The sequence below is a fragment of the Coprococcus sp. RTP31081st1_H1_RTP31081_211007 genome (assembly GCF_040227275.1).
Lineage (GTDB): Bacteria > Bacillota > Clostridia > Lachnospirales > Lachnospiraceae > Coprococcus > Coprococcus aceti.
Genome location: NZ_JBEHVP010000004.1, coordinates 37,649 through 59,630, shown reverse-complemented (window position 1 = coordinate 59,630; position 21,982 = coordinate 37,649). Strand labels below are relative to the sequence as shown.

The window sequence follows — 21,982 nt, the reverse complement described above, 5'->3', positions numbered from 1 at the left end:
ATTAATAATCGTATTTGGTGAGAGCTGGTGCTGCATGTCAGGTTTTCATATAAAACTTGACGCATCCTTTGGAATGATAAGCAGCAATTCAAATCGTGGTTTATATACAGTGTGCATTTCTCCACCGGCAGATTCTATGCTGTGGCGAATCGACGAGAGTCCGCTGCCCTCCTTAATAGGACCCGACGGTGCAGCGCCATTGTTCGTTATCGTAATGTCAAACACATCCTTTCGCCCATTTACGCTGATATATACCTCATTGCCTCCGGCATGCCTGATACAATTTGTTACACATTCTTTCGCAGCGACAACGGTAAGCTCTTCGGCAAGTGAATCGGCCGGAAGGCATCCATCCATCATCACCGTTACACCGAGGATTTCCGCTGTCTGAACAACCTCTTCCATCGTTCCGCTGGCTGTCACTCGATCACTTGTAAGCACTGCGGTTGCTTCCTGTAAAGCCTCAAGCTTTTTGTCAGTGTTTTCGTCGCTTTCCATTATATCACGAATTGTCAGCAAGCTTCTTCCGATTGTGTCATGTATATGTATTTTCAGGTCAAGAATTTCTTTTTCTTTTATATCATCGGCCATTCGTTCATACATTTTTTGTAGCTTTCGATTGACCTCTTTCAGCTCATCGTTAATAGCAGTTTGACGAACGTTGCCATTATAAAGTTCAGTGACATTATGCGCTGTCATTTGAAGCCAGTTTTCATCATTGTCAACGGTTATATTCTGCTTGCGGAATTGCCAAACTGTCTTATCGGGCAGTATGTAACAATCTCCGTTAGCAATAATACTTTTATCGGGGTGCTCCAACGCTTTTTCAAGATCATCGGTAATCTGAAACTCATGCCCGCTCAGTGCAAACGACAGATGACGCATACGGTCATTGCAAAGGACAATACGCCCGTTCGGATCAGCAAAGCACAAACCCATAGGCAGCTTGTCTGTGGCATCTTTAACGGAAAATGGAGATAGCATGTTCTTTCGGCGGCGATACTCTCTCGTCATAGCAAAGGCAAAATGAACAACAACAACGAAAATTACTGTAATGAAAATCAGCCAGGGGGCATCTAATAAAAACGCATCCTTGCCATTAAACGGATCCCCCTGTGTTACCGAGAACAAAAGCGTAAGCAAAAACGCAAAAATCACAAGACTCGGTAAATTATCATGCAATTTTGAACGATGCGAAAGTTGATATATAAAAAGTCCCAATTCAAGCACAGCTTCCACAAACAGCAGAAGTGGTATTAAGGTCTGCAAAAAGACCGGAAGTGAAGAAAAGGCACTCATACGGCGGCACCTCCCTCAATAATAAATACAAGATGCTGGTAGCCTGCGTCATCGTCCATTTCATAAAGAACGTTACCTTTATTTAAAAAGATCGACAGGTCGGCTTCGCAACAGACATTCAGCGACAGCCGCAATCCGTTTATATTTGCGAGGCTTATCTGCACACTTGTTAAATTTTCAAGATCTGCTTCTATTACTTCCTCATAAAAATCTAATATCGCAGCAGCATTTTTGTCCGAAATCATGGAAAGTTCACTGTCCACATACAGAGTATTGCGTACATTTAAAAGCTTTAATGTCTGTAACGATTCGGAAAAAGCTCTCTCAAGCTCGCTGACTGCAACCTTACAATCTCGGTCGGCAAGCAGTGTCAGATGCTTACGGCGTTTGATATAACTACATAAAACGGCAATCTCGGCAAGTAGCATTTTAACTCTGTCTGTATCAGATTTTGAGATTCGGCGGTATTCCTGTGTCAATGCCGCAATGCGGTTGATCTGTTTTTGTGTTGCCGACTGCAATAGATCGAACAGTCGGTTTTGCTCCTCCACCTTGCGGCGTTTCGACTCCCGCCTGTATTCATAGCGAAGGATCTCATTTCTTTCGGCAAGCTCTTCCGCAAGACATTCTGATTCTTCCTTAATGGCAAGCAGCGCCGACACATCCTCTGTCCATACCGCATAACCGCCGCCGATGGGCATAGTATGTACGGTCAGCCCACCGTCTACTGTGACAGGAGCTTTCTCGGCTTTTCTCATTGTTTCCTTTGATATAGGTTCAATATTCAACGCTGCATAGCGAATGTTGAAGTCTCTGTCAGTAATTTCTGCCGATGTGCCGACAGATGAGGCAAAAAGATCTGCGTAGCGGCTGTTTGAATGAATATATCCGCAGGCAATGCAAGCCTCGAAACCGAGCATATACATAAGACTTTGAAATGCCGTAACGTCACCGAATAAGTGTTTCAGCCATGGCGTACCAACATAGTTCAATGCAAGATAAGCCAGCGATATCGCAAATGGAATTACGGGCAAATAACGATGCTTACCGTTCTTTAACCTGCATTTAAAGAGCATAAAAATAAGTGCTGCTACGGCACAAAACACCTGCCATACGATCACGGCAAAATAGCACACACCGTAGCCATGATCTGCATCAGACCAGACATCCGCATCTTTAGGGAATGTGAAAACTAATTGATGTAGATCATTCGTAAGCACTAGAATAAGCAAAACTCCCGAAACGGCAGACAATAGCCAGACAGATTTTGGCAGTTTATATTCATCGGGCTTGCCCAGAGACATTGCGATCAGCAGTGCAAGCATGGGTACAAACAGCATTGGCAGATAGAATAGATACCACTGGTATCTTATTGCAACCGGCTGCCAGAATATAAAGTATTTTGCTGAGCGAAAGGTAAACCACAAAATCAAAAGCACCGAAACGCCTACCAGATATTGTCCGACCTGTTTCTGCACGATACGTTGGCGGATTGAAATTCCCCAAGCGGCATAAAGCCCGATATAAATGAAACTACGCAGATAAGAAAACAGAGTAGGATAGAAACTTCCTCTTCCAATAAGTCGAAAAGAATATGCCAAAATTACGGCAAACAAGATCAGACTCATAGGAAGCAAAGGTTCTTTGTGGAGTTTTTTGTGAAGATCTTTATGAAGTATGTTGAAGATATACGATCTACTCCCCATGCCTCTTCACCTCAATCCTGCCTCTTCCACTCTCCTTAACATCATAGAGGGCGTTATCCGCCTCCTCATACATCTCGTTGAATGTCAGTTCAGTTCTTGCGATCACCGCACCCATGGAGATTCCTGTTCCTCCCTCTGTGGCCTTCACAGTCAGGTTCACCTTGTCAAATATCTGCTGAGCACGTTCCCTTATCACGTCATCAGACACACTCTTGTTGAAGAACAGCATGGCTGCAAATTCATCACCGCCCATACGGCATGCATGGTCATCACCGCGGAGTGCCGCCTGCAGTGTCTGTGCCACAAGGACAAGATATTTGTCGCCATTGTGATGTCCGTAGGTGTCGTTGTACTGCTTGAATCTGTCTACATCCATCATGATCATCACCGCTGTGTGCGTACACTCAAGAAGTCTCTGCTCCATGTCACTTCTAAATGCCGCATGGTTCAAAAGTCCTGTGAGGGGATCTGTACGATAGGTATTCTCCCAGTTTCTGAGTCTCACATCCGCCTTATTCTGCTCCGCATCTGTCAGCATCTTCAAAGCATATGTACTTGATACATCCACTATTACTATTTCTCCTCTGTCTTTCTGAAGTGCCGAATCATAAAACATTCTTCCAGTACATAATACATATATATCCTTGCCATCCTTCCTATGTATCTTGTGTTCCTGAAATACAAATGTGCTCTTTGCCAGATTCGCATTTACCTGACAGAGATATTCTGTTTTATCCTCGTCCGGTATAAGGTCGATCTGGGTTATGATATTATTCTCTATGTCCTCCTTGCTGTAACCCGTAAGCTCCTCAAAATTATCGTCTACAGATATGATCCTCCAGTTTTCATCCACCAGATATCTGCTATATTTGACTGTATGTACACGAAACGCATCCTTGCCATATTCAGTAAAATCCGCCATCTGTCTGCGCGCCATAATCCGGATCTCTGTCTGTTCGTCGTCTGTGCTGGCGCCATCACCATCAGCGTCCGCCAGACCATCTCCTGGGGCAGTTCGATCACCAACATTCTCTCCATTACCATCTGCACCGACACCACCATCAGCAGCCCCTTGCTTTGAGTCAGCTGCCAGCGAATCTGCATACTTCTCTGATACAAGCCTTATAAACTCCGAAACTATATATGGATCAAACTGGCTGCCCGCGCAGCTCTTTAATTCTTCTATCGCTTTTGATATCGGCATACCCTTTCTGTAAGGTCTGTCATTGATCATTGCATCAAATGCATCGACCACCGCGATCACACGTGACAGAACCGGTATGCTTTCACGGCTCAGTCCATCCGGATATCCATTTCCATCCCATCTCTCATGATGATGCCTTATCTCCTCCGCGATCTGTCTGAGTTCTGTGTTGCTCATGGCGATCTCATAACCCTTCTCAACGTGGGAACGCATGATCTTCCATTCCTCATCCGTGAGTTTTCCCGGCTTGTTGAGTATCTCCATAGGAACTCCTACCTTCCCTATGTCATGGAGCAGACAGAGCAGCGCCAGCTTGCTCTGCTGGATATCTGACAGCTCTATTCGTCTGCCAAGCTCAGCCCCCAGCTCCTGTGTACGACGCACATGCTGTTCCGTATCGCTGTCGCACTCCTCAAGAGCCCTTATAAGCGATGTCAGCATATCTGAGTGCGATGATTCACTGTCCACAAGCTTTTTTGTCTTCATGGCTGTTGCCGCATCAGTGATTGCAGCGACGATGCTCTGTCCCTCATCCGCAGCCACCCCCACTGCATACTGTATACTTCCATCATACTGTTCTTTGACCTTTTCAACACATGCCGTCATCTCTTCCTCACTGCTGTGACTGCAAAGTGCTATCAGGTGCGCATCAATACCCCTGACATAATATGTTCTCTCTGGAAAGTTCTTTCTCATGATGCCCGCAAGTGCATTTATCCTCTGGTCACCCGCCTGATTACTACGAGTGCTGTTGATCACAGACAATCCGTTGATATCGCATATTGCCACTCCAACCGGAAACGTAAAATGGTCCACCTCTTCCATGGCAAGTCTCTGAAAGCTATCCCATTTCTGAAATCCTGTAAGCATATCCGTCTCCAGATATATATCAGAAAATACAAACATCTGACCAAGTTTGTAGCCTTCCTTGTTGTCAAGCCTTCTGATATCGCACCTTAAAGGTCTGTCTCCATCATCACCTTTTATATAGCACTGCAGAGAAAAACTGTCGTCATCAGCTGCAAGATCAACGGACAGATCATACGTCTCAAGAAACTGCTGCAGATTCTCACATTTGCAGAGGAGTTCCTTTCCAAGGAAATCATCCGCCCTGTCATTGTGCAGGATCAAATGATTGTCATAATCAAACAAAACTATTCCCTGACCTATATTCTCGAATATGTTTGTCTTTAGTTTGTTGAGCATTCCATGGGTTGAATAATTAAAGCAGCTCCAGTACAGAATATATGATGTAAGACTGTAGCCACAGATGGAATAATCCAGAAGTTTGTATACCTCCGCTCCCGGAACGTAGAGAAATATTGCATTTATCCCGACAAGCGCAAGAATTCCCAGGATGACACTGCTGTACTGCAAACGATATTCATGTGGAATCTTGCAAAGCTTCTTTAAAAGGAGTATGAGTACCACTCCCACCAGCGCATATGAAAAAACCAGATGCATATCATACAGCGGTTTCATATCATAGCTGTATTTTGCTATCACGGTGTCTCTTCTGACATACCCTATCGCTATATTTTTGAATGGATTTATGGCAAATATTACAAGCTCATACAGGCAGTAAAAAAAGCAGACGCCTATCGCTGCTCTTCCATACTTTGAAAAACGTCCTTTTGTAAAATAAACAATAAATATGAGCAGACATACCAGCATATAATCAATGCTTACGAAATATATACTCGACATGACGGACATGGCCATATACGAATCGCTTATAATGCTGATAAGATAACTGATATCGACTATAGCTGCTCCTATGCAGGCAAGTCCCAGAAACCTTCCCGTCGTCTTATTCTTTTTTATGGATTTCATCGCCAGTATAATATCCATGACGGCTATTATAATTGACGAAAAGACATATATCTTCAAAACGACTTCATTCATACTCATTCCTCCTGAACACCAGCCATACAAAATTTGCCTATATTTTACTACTTATCAAGATATGGGGCAATGTGGAAATTTTACCTATTCTCTTCCTTTTGCACATAAATTTCACTTGATCTGACGGAATTCAAATATTGAACACACCTGCATTTGATGATAAAATCTACTATATTTATTGAATTTGGAGAACTAAGATGCAGAAAAAAATCGCTCTAATAAATGATGTTACAGGATTCGGAAGATGTTCCATCGCTGTCATGGCGCCGATAGTGTCCGCCATGAAGATCCAGGCTGTCACTGTGCCGACGGCAATACTATCTACACATACACAGTTTCCTATATTTTACTTTGATGACTACACACCCAAAATGCGGGATTACATCCAGACCTACAAAGATCTGGAGCTGCAGTTCGATGCCATATCCACAGGATTTCTCGGCTCTGAGGAACAGGTTGATATAGTTATCGACTTTATCAAATACTTTAAAAACGAGAAGAATTTTGTTATCGTCGATCCCGTCATGGGTGACTACGGCAAGCTGTACCCAACCTATACCGCGTCTATGTGCAGCAAGATGAAGGAGCTTGTAAAATATGCCGACATTATCACTCCTAATCTGACGGAGCTTTGCACCCTCCTTGATCTTCCATATCCGGAGCACACTGTGACCGTGAACGAGCTAAGGCAAATGTGCATGGCCCTGGCGGAGCAGGGACCGGAACATATCGTTGTGACAGGAATACATTTCAATAAGACTCAGATAGCCAACTTCATCTACAACAAGGATGAGGATTTCCAGATGGTCATGGTTGACAGGATCGGCGGCGACAGGAGCGGCACCGGAGATGTGATCGCAGCCATCATTGCGGGTATGTATCTGAACGGACACAGCGTCTATGAGTCCGTGAAAAAGGCCGCTTCATATGTATCAAAGTGCATAAGCTACTGCGTTGAGAACAATGTTCCGGAGAACTGGGGATTGTGCTTTGAGATGTACATGAATGATCTGACTGAGGAATAACTTAAACGATTGGAGATTCAACTATGGTTTTATACACTGTAACCGGAAAAGTCGGTGAGGAAGGTTACCTCGACATTGCAAAGAGCGGGGATCTCACAGGCAAAAATATATATGTAAACATGACAAACAAATGTCCATGCAGCTGTGTGTTCTGCCTGAGGCAGACAAAAAAGCAGCAGGAGAACAATACTCTCTGGCTGAAGGATGGCGAGCCTTCTATAGAGGAGGTTCTGGGAATTTTCTCAAAGTATGACCTGAATATCATAAATGAACTTGTATTTTGTGGATTTGGCGAGCCTCTTGAGAGACTTGAAGACGTGTGCGCGGTGATCGATTCACTGAAAAACACATATTCCAATCTCAAAGTCCGTCTCAACACCATCGGACTTGCCAATCTTATATATGGGAGAGATGTCACACCAGAGCTTGAGGGCCGATTCGACACTGTATCAATATCCCTGAACGCCCCTGATGAAAATGAATTTCTTGAACTGACCAGATCACGCTATGGGATCCAGTCCTACGCGGCCATCAAGGATTTTGCCGTTCTTGCCAAAAGGTACGTGCCACACGTTGTCATGACAGTTGTTGACAAGGTCATGCCCGAGGATAAGATCAAGCGATGCCGCCAGATATGCAAGGATTTAGGCGTGACTTTGAGGGTTCGCCCATTTGAAAATTAACCGCATTTTACAGTGACACTTACAAAGGAGGTACCGCTATGTTTCAATCTCTAGAGTTAAAACACCCAAGATTTTATCAGATATTCCGCCTGTTCATCGTCGTATTTGCATCTATACTATACGCATGGAATCTCCGATGCTTTGCCAAGACCGCAGGACTGTTTCCAAGCGGGTTCTCCGGAGCATCCCTGCTTCTCCAGAACATTGGAATAAAATTTCTGCACATAAGCGTGCCTTTTGCAGTATTCAACATTGGACTGAATCTATTTCCCACATACATATCATACAAATATATCGGCAAAAGATTTACCCTCTATTCGATCATAGTCATTCTTCTGTCGAGTATATTTGTGGATATTCTGCCATCATATGTATTCACTGACGACATAATGCTTGTAAGCCTGTTCGGCGGTCTCATCAACGGACTCGCCATCAGCCTGTGCCTGAACGTTGGAACCAGCACCGGGGGAACTGATTTCATCAGCATATTCCTGTCCCACCAGAAGGGTATAGATGCGTGGAACTACATACTGCTCGGAAACATCGTGATGCTGATCGCCGCCGGTGCACTGTTCGGCTGGTCAAAGGCTCTGTATTCGATCATTTACCAGTTCTGCAGCACGCAGGTGATCCAGCTTCTGTATAAGAGATATAAGAAAGAAACGTTGTTCATCATCTCCGACAAGTCAAATGAGATCTACCACGCCATCAGCGACCTGACTCACCATGACGCTACTCTGTTCAAGGGTGTCGGATGTTACGAGGAGAAGGAGAAAACCCTCATCTACTCCGTCATCAACTCGGAAGCGAAGCGTGAGCTCATCCCGATGATCCGTGGGATCGATGAGCACGCATTTATCAACGTGGTCAAGACCGAGGAGCTGGACGGTAGGTTCCATGATATTCCTCACGACTGATGATCAATGAACTGCCACTTGTATCCGAACGATCATAATACCTTTACGAAATGAACGCACAATAAACATTCCTGTCACCAATATACATATCTCTTATAAGTTTGTCTTATACAACGTACCGCGCCTCTTCATCCACACAAATGCTCCCACGCATATCACTATGGATATAAATGATCCAGCCGGTGCCGCAAATCCCATCGGGAACAATGTGTCTGGATACATGATAGATGCAATGTAAGATCCCGGAATCCTTGCACATACTATGGCTATCATATTGTGTATAAATCCTATGTAGGATTTGCCATAGGCACAGAAATATCCGGTGAAACTGAAATGTATTCCCGCAAATACGCAGTCCACGATATAGCTGCTTATATACTGGACACCCATGGTCACAACCACCTTGTTCTTGCTGAAAAGTCCCACGAGCTCAGGTGCAAACAGTTCAACAACAGCTATTGCAATGACTCCATAAGCCACTATGATCCCCAGTGCGTATCTCAGGACCTGCTCCGCCCTGTCGTGCTTTCCCGCTCCTATATTCTGGGCGGCAAGCGCGGATACAGTTGCCAGCATGGAGGATGGCACTATGAATATAAAGCTTATCATCTTCTCCACAACTCCAACTGCCGCGGCATCATTAACACCACGGTTGTTGGCTATGACTGTTATCACAATGAAAGCGATCTGTATGCATCCGTCCTGAACAGCCACCGGGAGACCGATCTTCACTACCTCGCCGAGCACGGTTTTTCTCGGAACAAAGTCATTTCTCGTGAGCTTCAGCCCTGTATTCATCCTCTTTATTGCGGCAAATGATATGATGACACTGAACGTCTGAGCCAGCGTTGTTCCAAGTGCTGCGCCAAGAGGGCCCATGCCACAGACACCTATAAATATATAATCAAGTGCAATATTAAGGCCGCATGCAACCGCGATGAAGTACATAGGACTCTTAGAATCGCCAAGTCCCCTGAATATGGAACTTATCACGTTGTATGCTGTTATAAATGGAATTCCTATGAAGCATACTATCAGATAATCCGTGATTCCTTTGACAGCCTCCTCCGGGGTATCCATAACTGCAACTATTGGATTTATAAAAATGAGCAGCATTACTGTAAGCAATACTGATATTATCATGAAGATGGTGACTGTATTTCCTATGGCCGCCTGTGCATCCTGAAGCTTCTTCGCCCCCACTGCTTTTCCTATGACAACAGTTGTTCCCATGGCAAGTCCCACCAGAATAACCGTGAGCATGTGCATGACCTGGGAGCCATTTGCCACCGCTGTGGTGGCTCCGGCATCATTGCCACAGAACTGCCCTATGATGAACAGATCCGCCATCCCGTATAGAGTCTGTAGAAAATAAGATAATAGATAAGGCAGTGTAAAGTACGCCATCGTCTTTGGCACACTGCCGGTCGTAAGGTTCTTTTCCATTGATTTGTATGGCCTCGTCTTTCATGTTGATGTGGACGGAGGGCGTCCGTTACCTCCGTCCCCACATGATATTAAACCTTACAACAATTGTAATGTCAACACATCAACTCTACCAAGGATACTGTCCTTTCTTGGCATATGGCAGGAGTTTTCCGTCAAACTTGATGATGACTCTGTGGTTGCCCTCGGCATCCTCAGTCACATCCACGTCAAGGCCAAAATCGATGGCACTCATGATGGCATTTCCGCCCTGCTCGTGGATTATGTCCTTGATGGCAGGGCCATATGTATCAATGACCTCATGAAGTCTGTAGAGAATAGGATCCGTGTTGCCTTTATATGGGTGCTCTGCGAGAAATGCCGTGGCTGACTTATCTATTCCCAGTGCTTCTGCAAGCTTATCGCAATATTCTTCAGGCACATACTGCTGTCCCTCAAATGCTGATGCGAGCCATACTTTATTCACACCTATTTTCTCTGCCAGCGCCTCATATGTGAGTCCGCTTGCCTTTTTTGCTGCCTTCATAGCGTCAAGTTCATCTGCGTGCTGCAATCTGATAAGATAATCTGCATTGTTCATCGGTGTCATAATATCATCCTCCTCAAAAATCTGTACGGATATAAAATTCATCATAAAAAATAGAGGCACTGCAAGATTCTGCAGTACCTCTTTGTACATCTGAGCTAATAATAGTCCTCTATCCCCAATATTGCAATACACAATATTGTTTATTTTAATTTAATTCTTCAAATATCTATGCCAATCTGAACATTGTCATTCTCTTAATCACATACTTATCATGCAACTATTATGGACATAAGATAGAATGGTGTTGTACCCACACACTCATCATCAAGAACCGTTATCTCAAGTGTGTGTTTCTTCTTCTCATCGTGATGAAGCACAGGCTCTATATACAGACAATCACCCCAGTCCTCATCAAAATTGCCATCCAATAAAACCGGATGCTCAACATCTCCATCAAGCACAGCCTGAGCCCTGACAGCAGGTCTTGATATTGTCTTTCTGTACTGTATTCCTATGCAGTTGCCCTCAAGTTCAAATGTTATGCTATCACCGGCATTTTCTCCGATCCATCCATTCTTGAAATGATCAAGGTGTCCCATCTTCTCATGAGTATCAGCCCTGAACCCTGAAAGCTTAGGACATATCTCGCGTATGGTAAGCCTCTTTGCATACTCATAAGCATTTGCGGTCACAGGTGCCGGAAGTACACATGAGCAGGCTGATTCGTCCTGGATATCATTCTCTGTGTCCGCGCCAGCATCTGCGGCATCCGTATTTGAGTCATCAGTCAAATTCTCATCTTGTATGAGATCATCCATAATTCTCTCAAGAAACTTTGTTATCTCACCGGCTACCAGACCATGTCCCTTATCATTTGGATGAAGTCCATCCGGGGTTATGTCGATCCTGTTATAATCTCCCGCCTTCATCCGCCTGTATATGGTGTCGTGCACGCTCACATGTGGCACTCCATAGTGATCTGCAAGTCTGTTGTGAATATCCTGGGTGCTTACACCCGTGTCGTAGAAAACGTTATTGAGCACCACCACCGCCGGTCTTGATGACCAGCAAAGCAATTTTCTCAGCACACCTTCAAAGGTCTCTTCACAGTATATGTTATCCACATCATTTACACTGAAATCCACAACCACAAAGTCCGGCTGGTACATGAGCACATCAGTCACAGCCCTGGACACACCATAGTATGAGTCTGTGCCGCCTATTCCGCCATTCACATAATTGAACTTTGCCTGTGGAAATGTATCACACCACCACTTGTATACCCTGTATGCATAAGTATTTTCATGCTCCGTCGCCAGACTTCCCTGCGTTATCGAACCGCCAAGGAAACCTATTGTAAGTTCCTGTCCACTCTGGGCGCGCTGTATAACTGATTTTATTCTTTCAAGATCATAATTTTCCATGGTTCATCCTCCATATTTGAACATCAGCTCATTAATAATCCTATCTTACCTCTAAGTTAGGATATAATTTAATTCCACCCCTCAATTTCGAGACCTTCTATATATTCGGTCAGCTCCGTTGCCATCTCACACGCCTCCGGTATCCTCAAATGTCCTGGCGTGCCGCATCCGTTTCTTCCATATACATAATGAGTTATCATTTTATCATTCATAGTGTCAACCACTTCATCTATAGCCTTGTCCCATGAACAGTCGTGACAGAGAAGTGTGGTACAGCAGATTATGTGTGCATCCGGATATGTCTTCCTGAGTTTTCCCAGAAATTTCATGTAATGGTCACGCCACGTTTCCGCCTGCCTGCCGTTATAGTCATCTTTCATAAAATCATACGGATGGTTGTCATTCTGTCCTATAGCAACTATAACAACCTGAGGTGTGTACTGAGAGAAATCCCACTGTGTCACCGGACCAAATGTAGGGTTGTAGTGAACCTTATCCCACACACTTTCCATGCCAATCCGATTCGGCTCTTGGAACCATCCTATCCTGTCCATGAGAGCTATCCCTCCCTGGGCTATGTCATGAATCTGTGCTTTCAGCTTTCTTGCAGTAATCCACGCATACGAATACCAGCTATTAGAATAACCGCCATTGTGTACCGGGTCTTCCTTTCCAACGCAGTCGACAGCCTCCGATACCTCGCCCGCTGACACCGAATCTCCATACACCTCTATTCGCCTGCCTGACAGCGGTTTCAAAGGAAGAAGTCTCTCCCCATCTCCAATCTCATACTCAAGTATTGTTACCTCATGGCATGCATCCTGTCTCTTGAAGAACAGTACACAATGTTCATTTGTATCGTTATCCGGAACAACTATATCAAGTTCTGTAATTCCCTCTTTATTTAAAAGATAACTTCTCTGCGACTGATCGATTATACATCCAAGATAATTGTCCCAATAGTTATTCCTGTTGGACACCTTTATCTTAAGAGTATTGCCCGTAAATTTCATCTCCGCAGATGTACAAGGATATACCCACACCGGCTTCTCCGCATCTGTCCAGTCAATACGTCCTGTATACCTGATCATAACATCATTTGGCTTGATCTTCATAATATTGTCTCCTGTCATTCCATTTGTTCTATATACATTATACATTTCTGTTTTCATATTAGTTAAGCTCTACCTAATAGTCAAACTTAATTTAGTTAAATATTAATTATTTTTTAATCACTTTAAACAAAATATGATTGAGAAGGTAGTTTCATATCTATAACACACCCCCATATACGTCTATTGATTATTTTTAACTGCAGTTCTATTATATGAAAGTAAACTATTCAATACATTTTGTAAGGAATGAAATCTATGAAAAGAGTAAACTTTGAAAATGGAAAGATAACTCAAAATATACTCGGTGTGGCCATGCCTATGCTAGTGGCTCAGCTCATAAGTCTTCTGTACAACGTGATCGACCGGATCTACATAGCAAGAATACCTGATGTGGGCACCGCTGCTCTCGGCGGAGTCGGTCTCTGTTTCCCGATCACCATCATAATCACTGCCTTCAGCAATCTGTTTGGCAGTGGCGGTTCCCCTCTGTTCTCAATCAGAAGAGGGATGGGGGATGATAAAACCGCAGATACCATAATGAATACAGCCTTCACTATGTTATGTGGTGCTGCCATTATTCTCATGGCTGTCGGTATGATATTTGCAAGACCGCTGTTGGTCCTGTTCGGAGCATCGGAAAGCGCACTCACATATGCGTACCCATATATGATGATATATCTGCTTGGCACTCTGCCATCCATGGTATCAACAGGCATGAACCCATTCATCAATGCACAGGGATATTCTGTAACAGGTATGCTGACAGTGGCCGTCGGTGCTGCCGCCAACTGTATTCTCGATCCCGTATTTATATTTGTCCTACATCTCGGCGTCAGAGGTGCGGCCATAGCCACCGTGATATCGCAGATCATGTCTGCCGCTTTTGTCCTCTACTTTCTGAAGAACAAAGCCGAATTGCAGGTAAAGTTGCTTTCATTGGGACAATTCAGGGAGTGTGTGACATATGCAAAGGATATTGTCAGTCTGGGAACCGCTGGATTTGTGATGCAGCTCACAAACAGCCTTGTATCAATATGCTGTAACAGTGTCCTGTCACGTACCGGAGGCGATGTCTATGTGTCAGTCATGACCATCGTGTCAAGCGTCAGACAGATCGTCGAAACTCCTATCTGGTCAATAGCCGAAGGTGCTTCCCCAGTCATCAGCTACAATTATGGAGCCAGAAAGCCCGATCATGTCAAAAAATCCATAGCCATCATGTCTCTGCTTGCAGTGATATATATGGTCATAGCATGGGGAATCATCCTGATTGCTCCGGGAGCACTTATATCTGTATTCAGCTCAGACAGTTCACTTATAAGTGACTCCATCCCGGCTCTCAAAATATATTTCGCTGCATTTGCATTTATGCTGCTTCAGTATATCGGCCAGACTACTTTCAAATCGCTGAACAAGAAAAAGCAGGCGATTTTCTTCTCTCTGCTCAGAAAGGCGATCATCGTAGTCCCTCTTACATACCTGCTGCCGTATGCTTTCCATCTCGGAACAAATGGCGTATTCATGGCTGAACCTATATCAAATATACTCGGAGGAAGCGCATGCTTTTTCACAATGCTGTTAACCGTAATACCGGAGCTTAACCGGATGAAAAAATAAAAATGATCCCACAGATATCCATAGTAATATCTGTGGGATCATTAATTTCTCTCTATTTTGTTGTCTGGTTAAACTGCTTATTATCTAAGCCGCTTTATTATCCTGAATCATATCCTTTGCATCTGGAGCCGTGATATCCTCTGATTCATGGTGCATCTTCTCACCCCAGTTTTCGTCCACAAAGCATTTGATTGCTGCTACAAGTGCTATAACCCCAAATGTATAAGCCAATATATCCATTGCCATAATTATCTCTCCTTCACTGGTAATCTTATTTATTTAAATTCCAATGAAGGCGCGCTTTTTCCCGTCTGACCTGTGTATATATTCCAGAAGTATCCATCTGCGGCTGTTTGTCATCTCGGGATATCTGCCTGCAGATGCACATACACAGAATATCAGACTCAACAGCAATGCCGCAAGAACCGCCGACAGCATCCATGTATCGTCTATGGATTCTTCTGAATTTCCAGTCCGTATGTTTCTTGTCTGGATCACAAGCCCCGCAGAACTGTCAACCATGAGCACATCGTTGTTCCCGGCGTCTATTCCCCGACTCTCACCAAGCAATGATACCGAATGCGCAGAATAATTCCTGACATTCGGGTTGTAAAGCCCACAAACTCCAAGATATGAGACGCACATAACCACAGCAATTATCCATGCATATATATTGTAATGCGCTCTGCATCCTGCCATATGTGCCACCTCCCATACTTGATAAATACATCTGTCTTACTTACCATGTATTATATTATATAAGGGAGTTTTTTTCTTCCGATACACCGCTTCTTTAGCTGTCTCTTTGCCGTTTATTTGTCAATTCTTATCCTGCTCAGGCTGGACAACCTCTATCCTGAACACATTGATCGTGTCCACATCAGGACAACAGAACACTGCAGTTCCCGGCTCATTTCCCGGGATGGTTCCACCATATCTAAGAATATCCACATATGGAAATGCCACATGCATGGCCATGGGACAGAGCTGCCCTCGCTCAGTATCAAAATCGTAGCTGTCACCTATCTTATGCCCCCTGTGGCAGCCGTGAGGGCCTTTGCGGTCTATGAGTGTTATCTTGATCTGCGGTCTGCTCATTCCGTTATCACCTCTATGTACTGTTCAAGAGGGATTCCCTTGTACTTGTCAACATTGTCCTTGTTCAAGGCTATAAGCTTCTCCACCACTTTCATGGCTGACTGCACACTGTCTTCTATGCTGTGTCCGCCTCTGTACTTTCCGATAAGCACAGCAGAGAATATATCACCGGTTCCCGGAAATCTCACAGGAATCTCTGTATATGGGAACACGTTCATTTTGTCTGTCTCGCCATCCAACAGGAGAGTGCTTGTCTGTCCATCTATATTCACGCTGGTAATAACTACGGTCTTTGCTCCATATCCGTGAAGCGTATGTGCCAGATCTTCGGCCTCCGCCATGGTCAGTATCCTCTTGTCAGTGTATTTGCTGGCAAGAAATGCTGCTTCTGTGCAGTTTGGCACTATGAGATCCGCCACTTTGCACATCTGTCTCATATAGCCAACCGTATTCTCCGTAACACCGTTGTACAGGATTCCGTCATCGCCCATGATCGGATCGACAAATATAAACGCACCCTGGTCTTTCTTCTTCTCACAGAACTCAGCCACAAGCCTGGTCTGTTCCTCCGATACAAGAAATCCGGTTGCTATGGTGTCAAATGTAAATCCAAGCTCACCCCACACTCTCATGCTGTTCTTCATATATCCGGTCGTCTCAAGTATATCGAACTTCCCGTAGTCCAGTGTATTTGACACGAGTGCCGTCGGAAGGTTGTACACTTGGAATTTCATGTTGGACATTATCGGTATCATCGCTGACAGTGCAACCTTGCCATAACCAGCCATATCGTTTATAAGCAGTATATTATTCATAGTCTCTTCCTCTTCCTGATCAATTAAAGTATATTATTTTTATAACATATATTTGTCACCGGATAAAGACTGCTTTATGAACTCGTACTCTTCATCGGTAACTGAGTACAGCTTCCTAACAATGTCATCTATCTCTTCATACAATCTGTATCGCTGCAAATGGTCTTTACCTGTCTTGTACGTCTGCATTTCTGAATTCACAGAACTTTCTGTGATAAGTTCTTCTGCCATAAGCTCTTCTGCCTTTGAGATTATGCGTCTCTGTGTCTCCTCGTCTGCGACTGGAACAGGAATATTCTCTATATGGGATCTCAGAACCTTCACTGCGTTGTACCGCTTCTCATATATGTACTGCGCCACCCTTGAATTGAGTATCGCCATGATATATCTCATATCAAGTCCCGGTATATGTGGAATGACCACATTGCAACTGTTCAACGTAAGCCTCTGCCTGTCGTCATATGCAAATACAAGCTGTCTGTTGATAAACCTGTAGATCAGTTTCTCCGGAGCCCGGTAAAGCTCCAGCGGCGCCGCCTGCTGATACAGGGTAAGTTCCGGATACATATATTTTTCCGTTTTTCCGCATCTGTATCTGTATACATCTGCTCCGGTTATCACTGCCTCCATTCCCTCTCCGCATTCTGTGGACACATATTTTGCATTATCCCCGGTCACTATTCCCAGTGCAAAATCTGCCTGTCCACGCAGAAATTCACAGTTATCTGTATTTTCTATTCTGCAAAGCAGCCTGTACTCATCATCAGTGAGCCTAAGCATAAAATTCTCACTGCCAAGCGGCCTGTCCGTTCCTACAACAAACTCTCTGCCGTCTCTCTCGATCACCGCACCTTTGCTATGTCCAGGATCAAAACTCTTTTCAAGCTGCAGCACCAACGATGGACATTGCACACCATAGAATGCATCGCCAAGGAAACTCACCCGGCTCACATTTGCCGATTCGGCTATGATCTCCCTGATCGTCTTATGATTATGTACATCTAACAATGCCTCCGGCAGCACAAATGCAAGAACTCCTTCATCTGTCAACAGCTTCAGCGCACACTCCACGAACACATCAGACGACTCCACGCCCCTTCCGGCTGCAGTTCTGTATGCTTTCCTGAGTAATGTCCGTGTCTCCCTGTCAAATGTATATCCCCACGGCGGGTTACCGATGATGATGTCATATCCCGGATCAGCCAAGAGCTTCTTATCATCCCCACCACATTCTGAATCATTCCTGTATTCTGAAATGAAGTCTCTGCGCTCTATGTGCTCATATATTGTCCGGATCGCTTCGTCCACATTGACATGTCTTCTTCCGGACAATCTCCCAAGTGCCAGATTGAACCTCGCAAGCTGTACACTGAGTTCATCTATATCGCACGCATATATATTATTTAGTTCTATATCATCCGGAAGCTGTATAAGGAAATTACCGGTTCCGCAACATGGATCGAATAATCGCTTACCGCCCTCAGATATTCTGCTTCCCATATCACCGGTCACATCACTTATCAGCGTTCTTACTACCTTTGTCGGCGTATAATATGAACCAGCCGCCTTCCGGCTGCCTGCATCTCTTATAGACATATAGAGAAGTCCAAGTACGTCCTCCCCCTTTTGATAATAGTAATTGGTGTCCATAAGATTTTTGTTATTATTTGCCCATGATAATGCTGCTTTTTTGTCCTGAATTATATCATCGATCAGCGCACTCCATACACCAATTGTCAAGCTTCCATCTATATATGCAGGGAATATTTCTCTGTCAACAGTAATCTCACCACTGCTTACCAGCAGCTTGAGTGCACAATCCGCCAGCAGAGTTCTCATGACCATCTCAGTCACACATATATTCTGCCTCTCCAGCTTATCCACCAGACTTTTTACTGTGTCTGTACTCTCGCAAATGTCTGACACATATCTGTCATACAATCCTTTGCCGGACACATACCGCTTATTCCGCCGGCTTCTGAGCGACCTTCGTTCGCCAGTTTCCAGTGACTGTTTCAGATTACTTACGTACTCCTCTGTGAAATACATCTGACCGGCCGGATCTATGCCCTGTGATTCAATTTTCCCAAGTCTGAGCCAGTTCCGCCCCGTTGCCCTCGATATTGAAAGCTGCTGACACAATCCATCCAGCGTTATGTATTCCTCACTCATACACAGCCCCTCGTTTCTTCATATGTCTGCCTCATATGCTTTTCCTGATCATATTCAAATATATTCATACGCAAAATCTCCGCCTTATTCTTCTTCAAAAAATCAGCCAGAATATTATTCCTGCTCTTATGAAAAATGTGATATAAAAGCATGAGAAATTCGCAAATTATAGATACGTTGGAATGGTCCGTTTCTTACGTTCGGACTCATAGAAACCTTCGACTTGAAACCTATGCTTTGAACGGATTGTAACACCTCGCCCAGCCTTTGTCTATACTTTAGGCAAAACTCTCCAAAACGGAGAATTATGACTCTGGCTGAGGTTCTTTGGATGGCTCTACACAGCCAGAACCCGCAAGCTGTCTCTTAAATATAGTTCTAAATATCAATCTCACAAGTGGTCCGCAATAGCAGAGCTGCCAGAGCAGTGCAACAGGGAGATTCATTCCCCATGTCTGGATAAATGTACCAACACTTGGTGAATCCTTGAACAAAACAGTTGCTATAAGACTCATGATTGGACACATCATTATGCAGATGTAGAATGATATCATGAAGGTTATCACCTGTGGTCTGTCAGTCGGTCTCACGATCTTGAACGCAAGCATTGGTGCAAGCTTTCCAACCACGAAAAGCTCAAGCACAATAGCTATCGGCCACATGATCGGCATCTCATGAAGTGCCATGACAAATGTCTGATTGGTGAAACCTCCTGTGCTTAATGCTACATTGTAGCAGATCATTCCATAGACCATGAACATGGCCATGATCGTTGTGAATACGAATTCCTGTAATTTGTTTTGTGGCATAATAATTTCCTCCTTACGAAAATAATATTGAGCATGCGCATTCAAAGGCGCTTCGCGCAGGCGCATGCGTGCTTCTCAAGGATTCCTCCCGCTTACGCGGGCCCCTCCTTATGAAAATAAAAAGCCCAACGAAACTTTCATCTCGTTGAGCTTAACTGCGACTACCATTAATTGCCCCTATAATAGCACATAAACTTTTATATTGCAAGTAATTTTCAGTTTTTTATATACAATTCAAGTGCTTACGCCTGCCCAGCCACGGCCTTCTTGCCAGTGTACAGCTGATAATATCTGCCCTTCGTATCTATGAGCTGGTCGTGGGTGCCTCTCTCTATGATACGTCCCTGCTCCATGACCATGATGCAGTCTGCATCCTTGACCGTGGAAAGTCTGTGCGCTATGACAAATGACGTTCTTCCCTCCATGAGGGCATCCATTCCCCTTGATACCATGGCCTCAGTTCTCGTATCGATGGATGATGTAGCCTCATCAAGGATCAATGCCGGTGGATCCGCAACCGCTGCCCTTGCAATCGCAAGAAGCTGTCTCTGTCCTTGACTGAGGTTTGAACCATCGCCAGTAAGGATTGTGTTATAACCGTCCGGGAGACGCTTTATGAAGTCGTGGGCATTTGCAAGCTTTGCAGCCTTGATACACTCCTCATCCGTGGCATCTAGCTTGCCGTATCTTATGTTATCCATGACTGTTCCTGTGAACAGATGTGTATCCTGAAGAACTATACCAAGACTTCGTCTGAGATCCGGCTTCCTGATCTTGCCTATGTTGATATTGTCGTACCTTATCTTGCCGTCCTGTATATCATAAAACCTGTTTATCAGATTGGTTATGGTCGTCTTGCCCGCACCTGTACTTCCGACAAATGCTATCTTCTGACCAGGCTTTGCATACATATTTATGTCGTGCAGAACTATCTTATCCGGATTGTAACCGAAGTCCACATTCTCAAATTCAACCTCGCCTGTGAGCTCCCTGTATGTGACCTCGCCAGTCTCATGCCTATGTCTCCATGCCCAGAGTCCGGTTCTCTCCTCGGTCTCCGTGAGATTGCCATCTGCATCCTTCTTTGCATTTACCAGCTCAACATAGCCCTCGTCCTCCTCTGGCTTCTCATCCGTCATGGTAAATACCCTGTCGGCTCCAGCTGCAGCCATGACTATGGCGTTGATCTGCTGGCTTATCTGTGTAACCGGCATCGTAAAACTCTTGTTAAGCGTCAGGAATGCCACAAGCGTTCCTATGGTAAGACCTGACCATCCATTTACTGCAAGTACACCTCCAAGTACAGCGCAGAGAACATAGCTTATGTTTCCAAGGTTCGCATTCACCGGCATGGTAATGTTGGCTATCATATTTGCCTTGTAGGCGCTGTCCTGAAGAGATCTATTCAATTTGCAGAAATCGTCATATGCCTTTTCTTCGTGGCAGAACACCTTGACAACCTTCTGGCCGCTCATCATTTCCTCTATATAGCCATTTACCTTACCAAGATCCTGCTGCTGCTTCATGAAGTATCTTCCCGACTTCGCGCCCAAGCTCGACGTCGCCTTTATCATGATAAGCACCATGACGACCGACAGAACCGTGAGCGGTATATCAAGGACTATCATAGCAATGAGTGTTGAGATAAATGTGATGCTTGAGTTGATAAGCTGCGGCATACTCTGGCTTATGACCTGACGGAGTGTGTCAACATCATTGGTGTACACCGACATGATATCTCCGTGTGCATGTGTGTCAAAGAAAGATATCGGAAGGGATTCCATACGTTCAAAAAGTTCAACTCTGAGTCTCTTCATGGTTCCCTGAGTCACATTTACCATGATCCTGTTGTATGCGTATGCGCAGATGATTCCCAGCACAAGTATAAGTCCAAGCCCCAGCATCCTGTGGGCCAGGGGACCATAATCAGGTGAGCTCTGTTTCATCATCGGTTCAATATATACATCGATAAGTTTCTGCATGAACATCGATATACTCAGTATTGCAAGTGCTGATATAAGTATGCTGACCACAACTGTAACGCATGCCAGCTTGTATTCCTTGAGGACATATCTGAACAATCTTCCAAGTGCCTTCATGGGATTTTTGCCCTGATCCTTTCCAGGTCTCTTCAGCCCTGCATCCACTTTATCATCCATCTTATTTTCACTGTATTTCTCTGTATTTCCTGTCATTACACTGCCTCCTTTCCTCCATA

At 44.5% G+C, this 21,982-nt stretch carries 18 protein-coding genes; 4 read left to right on the top strand and 14 right to left on the bottom strand.

Annotated elements, in window-relative coordinates; all coding sequences use genetic code 11:
* Positions 1-45 precede the first annotated feature (45 nt).
* Genes ABUA31_RS08175 through ABUA31_RS08165 form a run of 3 tightly spaced genes read right to left on the bottom strand, consistent with a single transcriptional unit; the run spans position 46 to position 6,114 of the window.
* On the bottom strand, positions 46-1,299 hold the full coding sequence (locus ABUA31_RS08175; protein WP_349818994.1) for an ATP-binding protein: 1,254 nt from the start codon (positions 1,297-1,299) through the stop codon (positions 46-48).
* On the bottom strand, positions 1,296-3,005 hold the full coding sequence (locus tag ABUA31_RS08170; RefSeq protein ID WP_349818993.1) for a histidine kinase N-terminal 7TM domain-containing protein: 1,710 nt from the start codon (positions 3,003-3,005) through the stop codon (positions 1,296-1,298). The genes ABUA31_RS08175 and ABUA31_RS08170 overlap by 4 nt, the downstream gene beginning before the upstream one ends.
* The gene (locus tag ABUA31_RS08165; RefSeq protein ID WP_349818992.1) at positions 2,995-6,114 is read right to left on the bottom strand and encodes a diguanylate cyclase domain-containing protein; all 3,120 of its coding nucleotides are present in this window, start codon (positions 6,112-6,114) and stop codon (positions 2,995-2,997) included. Before ABUA31_RS08165 ends, ABUA31_RS08170 begins: the two co-directional genes overlap by 11 nt.
* Positions 6,115-6,311: 197 nt before the next feature.
* Between ABUA31_RS08165 and ABUA31_RS08160 the strand changes: the two genes are divergently transcribed.
* The 3 genes from ABUA31_RS08160 to ABUA31_RS08150 are packed head-to-tail and all read left to right on the top strand — an operon-like array spanning position 6,312 to position 8,739.
* The gene (locus ABUA31_RS08160) at positions 6,312-7,139 is read left to right on the top strand and encodes a pyridoxamine kinase (RefSeq protein WP_349818991.1); all 828 of its coding nucleotides are present in this window, start codon (positions 6,312-6,314) and stop codon (positions 7,137-7,139) included.
* A gap of 23 nt (positions 7,140-7,162) precedes the next feature.
* A complete protein-coding gene (locus ABUA31_RS08155) occupies positions 7,163-7,822 on the top strand; it encodes a TatD family nuclease-associated radical SAM protein (protein ID WP_349818990.1) in 660 nt (219 codons plus the stop codon).
* 38 nt (positions 7,823-7,860) lie between these two features.
* Positions 7,861-8,739, top strand: a complete 879-nt coding sequence (locus ABUA31_RS08150; RefSeq protein WP_055147563.1) for a YitT family protein — start codon at positions 7,861-7,863, stop codon at positions 8,737-8,739.
* A 93-nt stretch (positions 8,740-8,832) separates the two neighbouring features.
* Here ABUA31_RS08150 and ABUA31_RS08145 read toward each other — a convergent pair whose 3' ends face one another.
* The 4 genes from ABUA31_RS08145 to ABUA31_RS08130 all read right to left on the bottom strand — a co-directional run bounded on the left by ABUA31_RS08145 (position 8,833) and on the right by ABUA31_RS08130 (position 13,253).
* On the bottom strand, positions 8,833-10,185 hold the full coding sequence (locus ABUA31_RS08145; protein WP_349818989.1) for an MATE family efflux transporter: 1,353 nt from the start codon (positions 10,183-10,185) through the stop codon (positions 8,833-8,835).
* 109 nt (positions 10,186-10,294) lie between these two features.
* Complete coding sequence (locus ABUA31_RS08140) at positions 10,295-10,774, bottom strand: cyanase (RefSeq protein ID WP_015533612.1); 480 nt, start codon at positions 10,772-10,774, stop codon at positions 10,295-10,297.
* A 209-nt stretch (positions 10,775-10,983) separates the two neighbouring features.
* Positions 10,984-12,138, bottom strand: a complete 1,155-nt coding sequence (locus ABUA31_RS08135; RefSeq protein WP_022216276.1) for an SGNH/GDSL hydrolase family protein — start codon at positions 12,136-12,138, stop codon at positions 10,984-10,986.
* A 68-nt stretch (positions 12,139-12,206) separates the two neighbouring features.
* On the bottom strand, positions 12,207-13,253 hold the full coding sequence (locus ABUA31_RS08130) for an SGNH/GDSL hydrolase family protein (RefSeq protein ID WP_117874480.1): 1,047 nt from the start codon (positions 13,251-13,253) through the stop codon (positions 12,207-12,209).
* A 255-nt stretch (positions 13,254-13,508) separates the two neighbouring features.
* Between ABUA31_RS08130 and ABUA31_RS08125 the strand changes: the two genes are divergently transcribed.
* Positions 13,509-14,870 (top strand): MATE family efflux transporter, encoded by a 1,362-nt coding sequence (locus tag ABUA31_RS08125; protein WP_022216274.1) that lies wholly within the window; start codon positions 13,509-13,511, stop codon positions 14,868-14,870.
* Between the two features lie 84 nt (positions 14,871-14,954).
* On the opposite strand, the gene ABUA31_RS08120 is transcribed toward ABUA31_RS08125, so the two are convergent.
* The 7 genes from ABUA31_RS08120 to ABUA31_RS08090 form a co-directional block, all read right to left on the bottom strand.
* Positions 14,955-15,116 carry a hypothetical protein gene (locus tag ABUA31_RS08120; RefSeq protein ID WP_349818988.1) on the bottom strand — a complete coding sequence of 54 codons (162 nt, stop codon included), beginning with the start codon at positions 15,114-15,116 and terminating at the stop codon, positions 14,955-14,957.
* A 33-nt stretch (positions 15,117-15,149) separates the two neighbouring features.
* Positions 15,150-15,569: a hypothetical protein gene (locus ABUA31_RS08115; RefSeq protein ID WP_015533607.1), complete on the bottom strand. Its 420-nt coding sequence runs from the start codon at positions 15,567-15,569 to the stop codon at positions 15,150-15,152.
* A gap of 120 nt (positions 15,570-15,689) precedes the next feature.
* Positions 15,690-15,968, bottom strand: coding sequence for a TIGR04076 family protein (locus ABUA31_RS08110; RefSeq protein WP_022216852.1), 279 nt, complete (start codon positions 15,966-15,968; stop codon positions 15,690-15,692).
* Entirely contained in the window at positions 15,965-16,783 is an 819-nt protein-coding gene (locus ABUA31_RS08105; RefSeq protein ID WP_015533605.1) for a pyridoxamine kinase, read from the bottom strand. The genes ABUA31_RS08110 and ABUA31_RS08105 overlap by 4 nt, the downstream gene beginning before the upstream one ends.
* A gap of 39 nt (positions 16,784-16,822) precedes the next feature.
* Positions 16,823-18,955, bottom strand: a complete 2,133-nt coding sequence (locus ABUA31_RS08100) for a TaqI-like C-terminal specificity domain-containing protein (protein ID WP_119998060.1) — start codon at positions 18,953-18,955, stop codon at positions 16,823-16,825.
* Positions 18,956-19,260: 305 nt separating this feature from the next.
* Positions 19,261-19,764: a DUF2798 domain-containing protein gene (locus ABUA31_RS08095; protein WP_117550981.1), complete on the bottom strand. Its 504-nt coding sequence runs from the start codon at positions 19,762-19,764 to the stop codon at positions 19,261-19,263.
* A 242-nt stretch (positions 19,765-20,006) separates the two neighbouring features.
* On the bottom strand, positions 20,007-21,923 hold the full coding sequence (locus ABUA31_RS08090; protein ID WP_349819004.1) for an ABC transporter ATP-binding protein: 1,917 nt from the start codon (positions 21,921-21,923) through the stop codon (positions 20,007-20,009).
* Positions 21,924-21,982 lie beyond the last annotated feature (59 nt).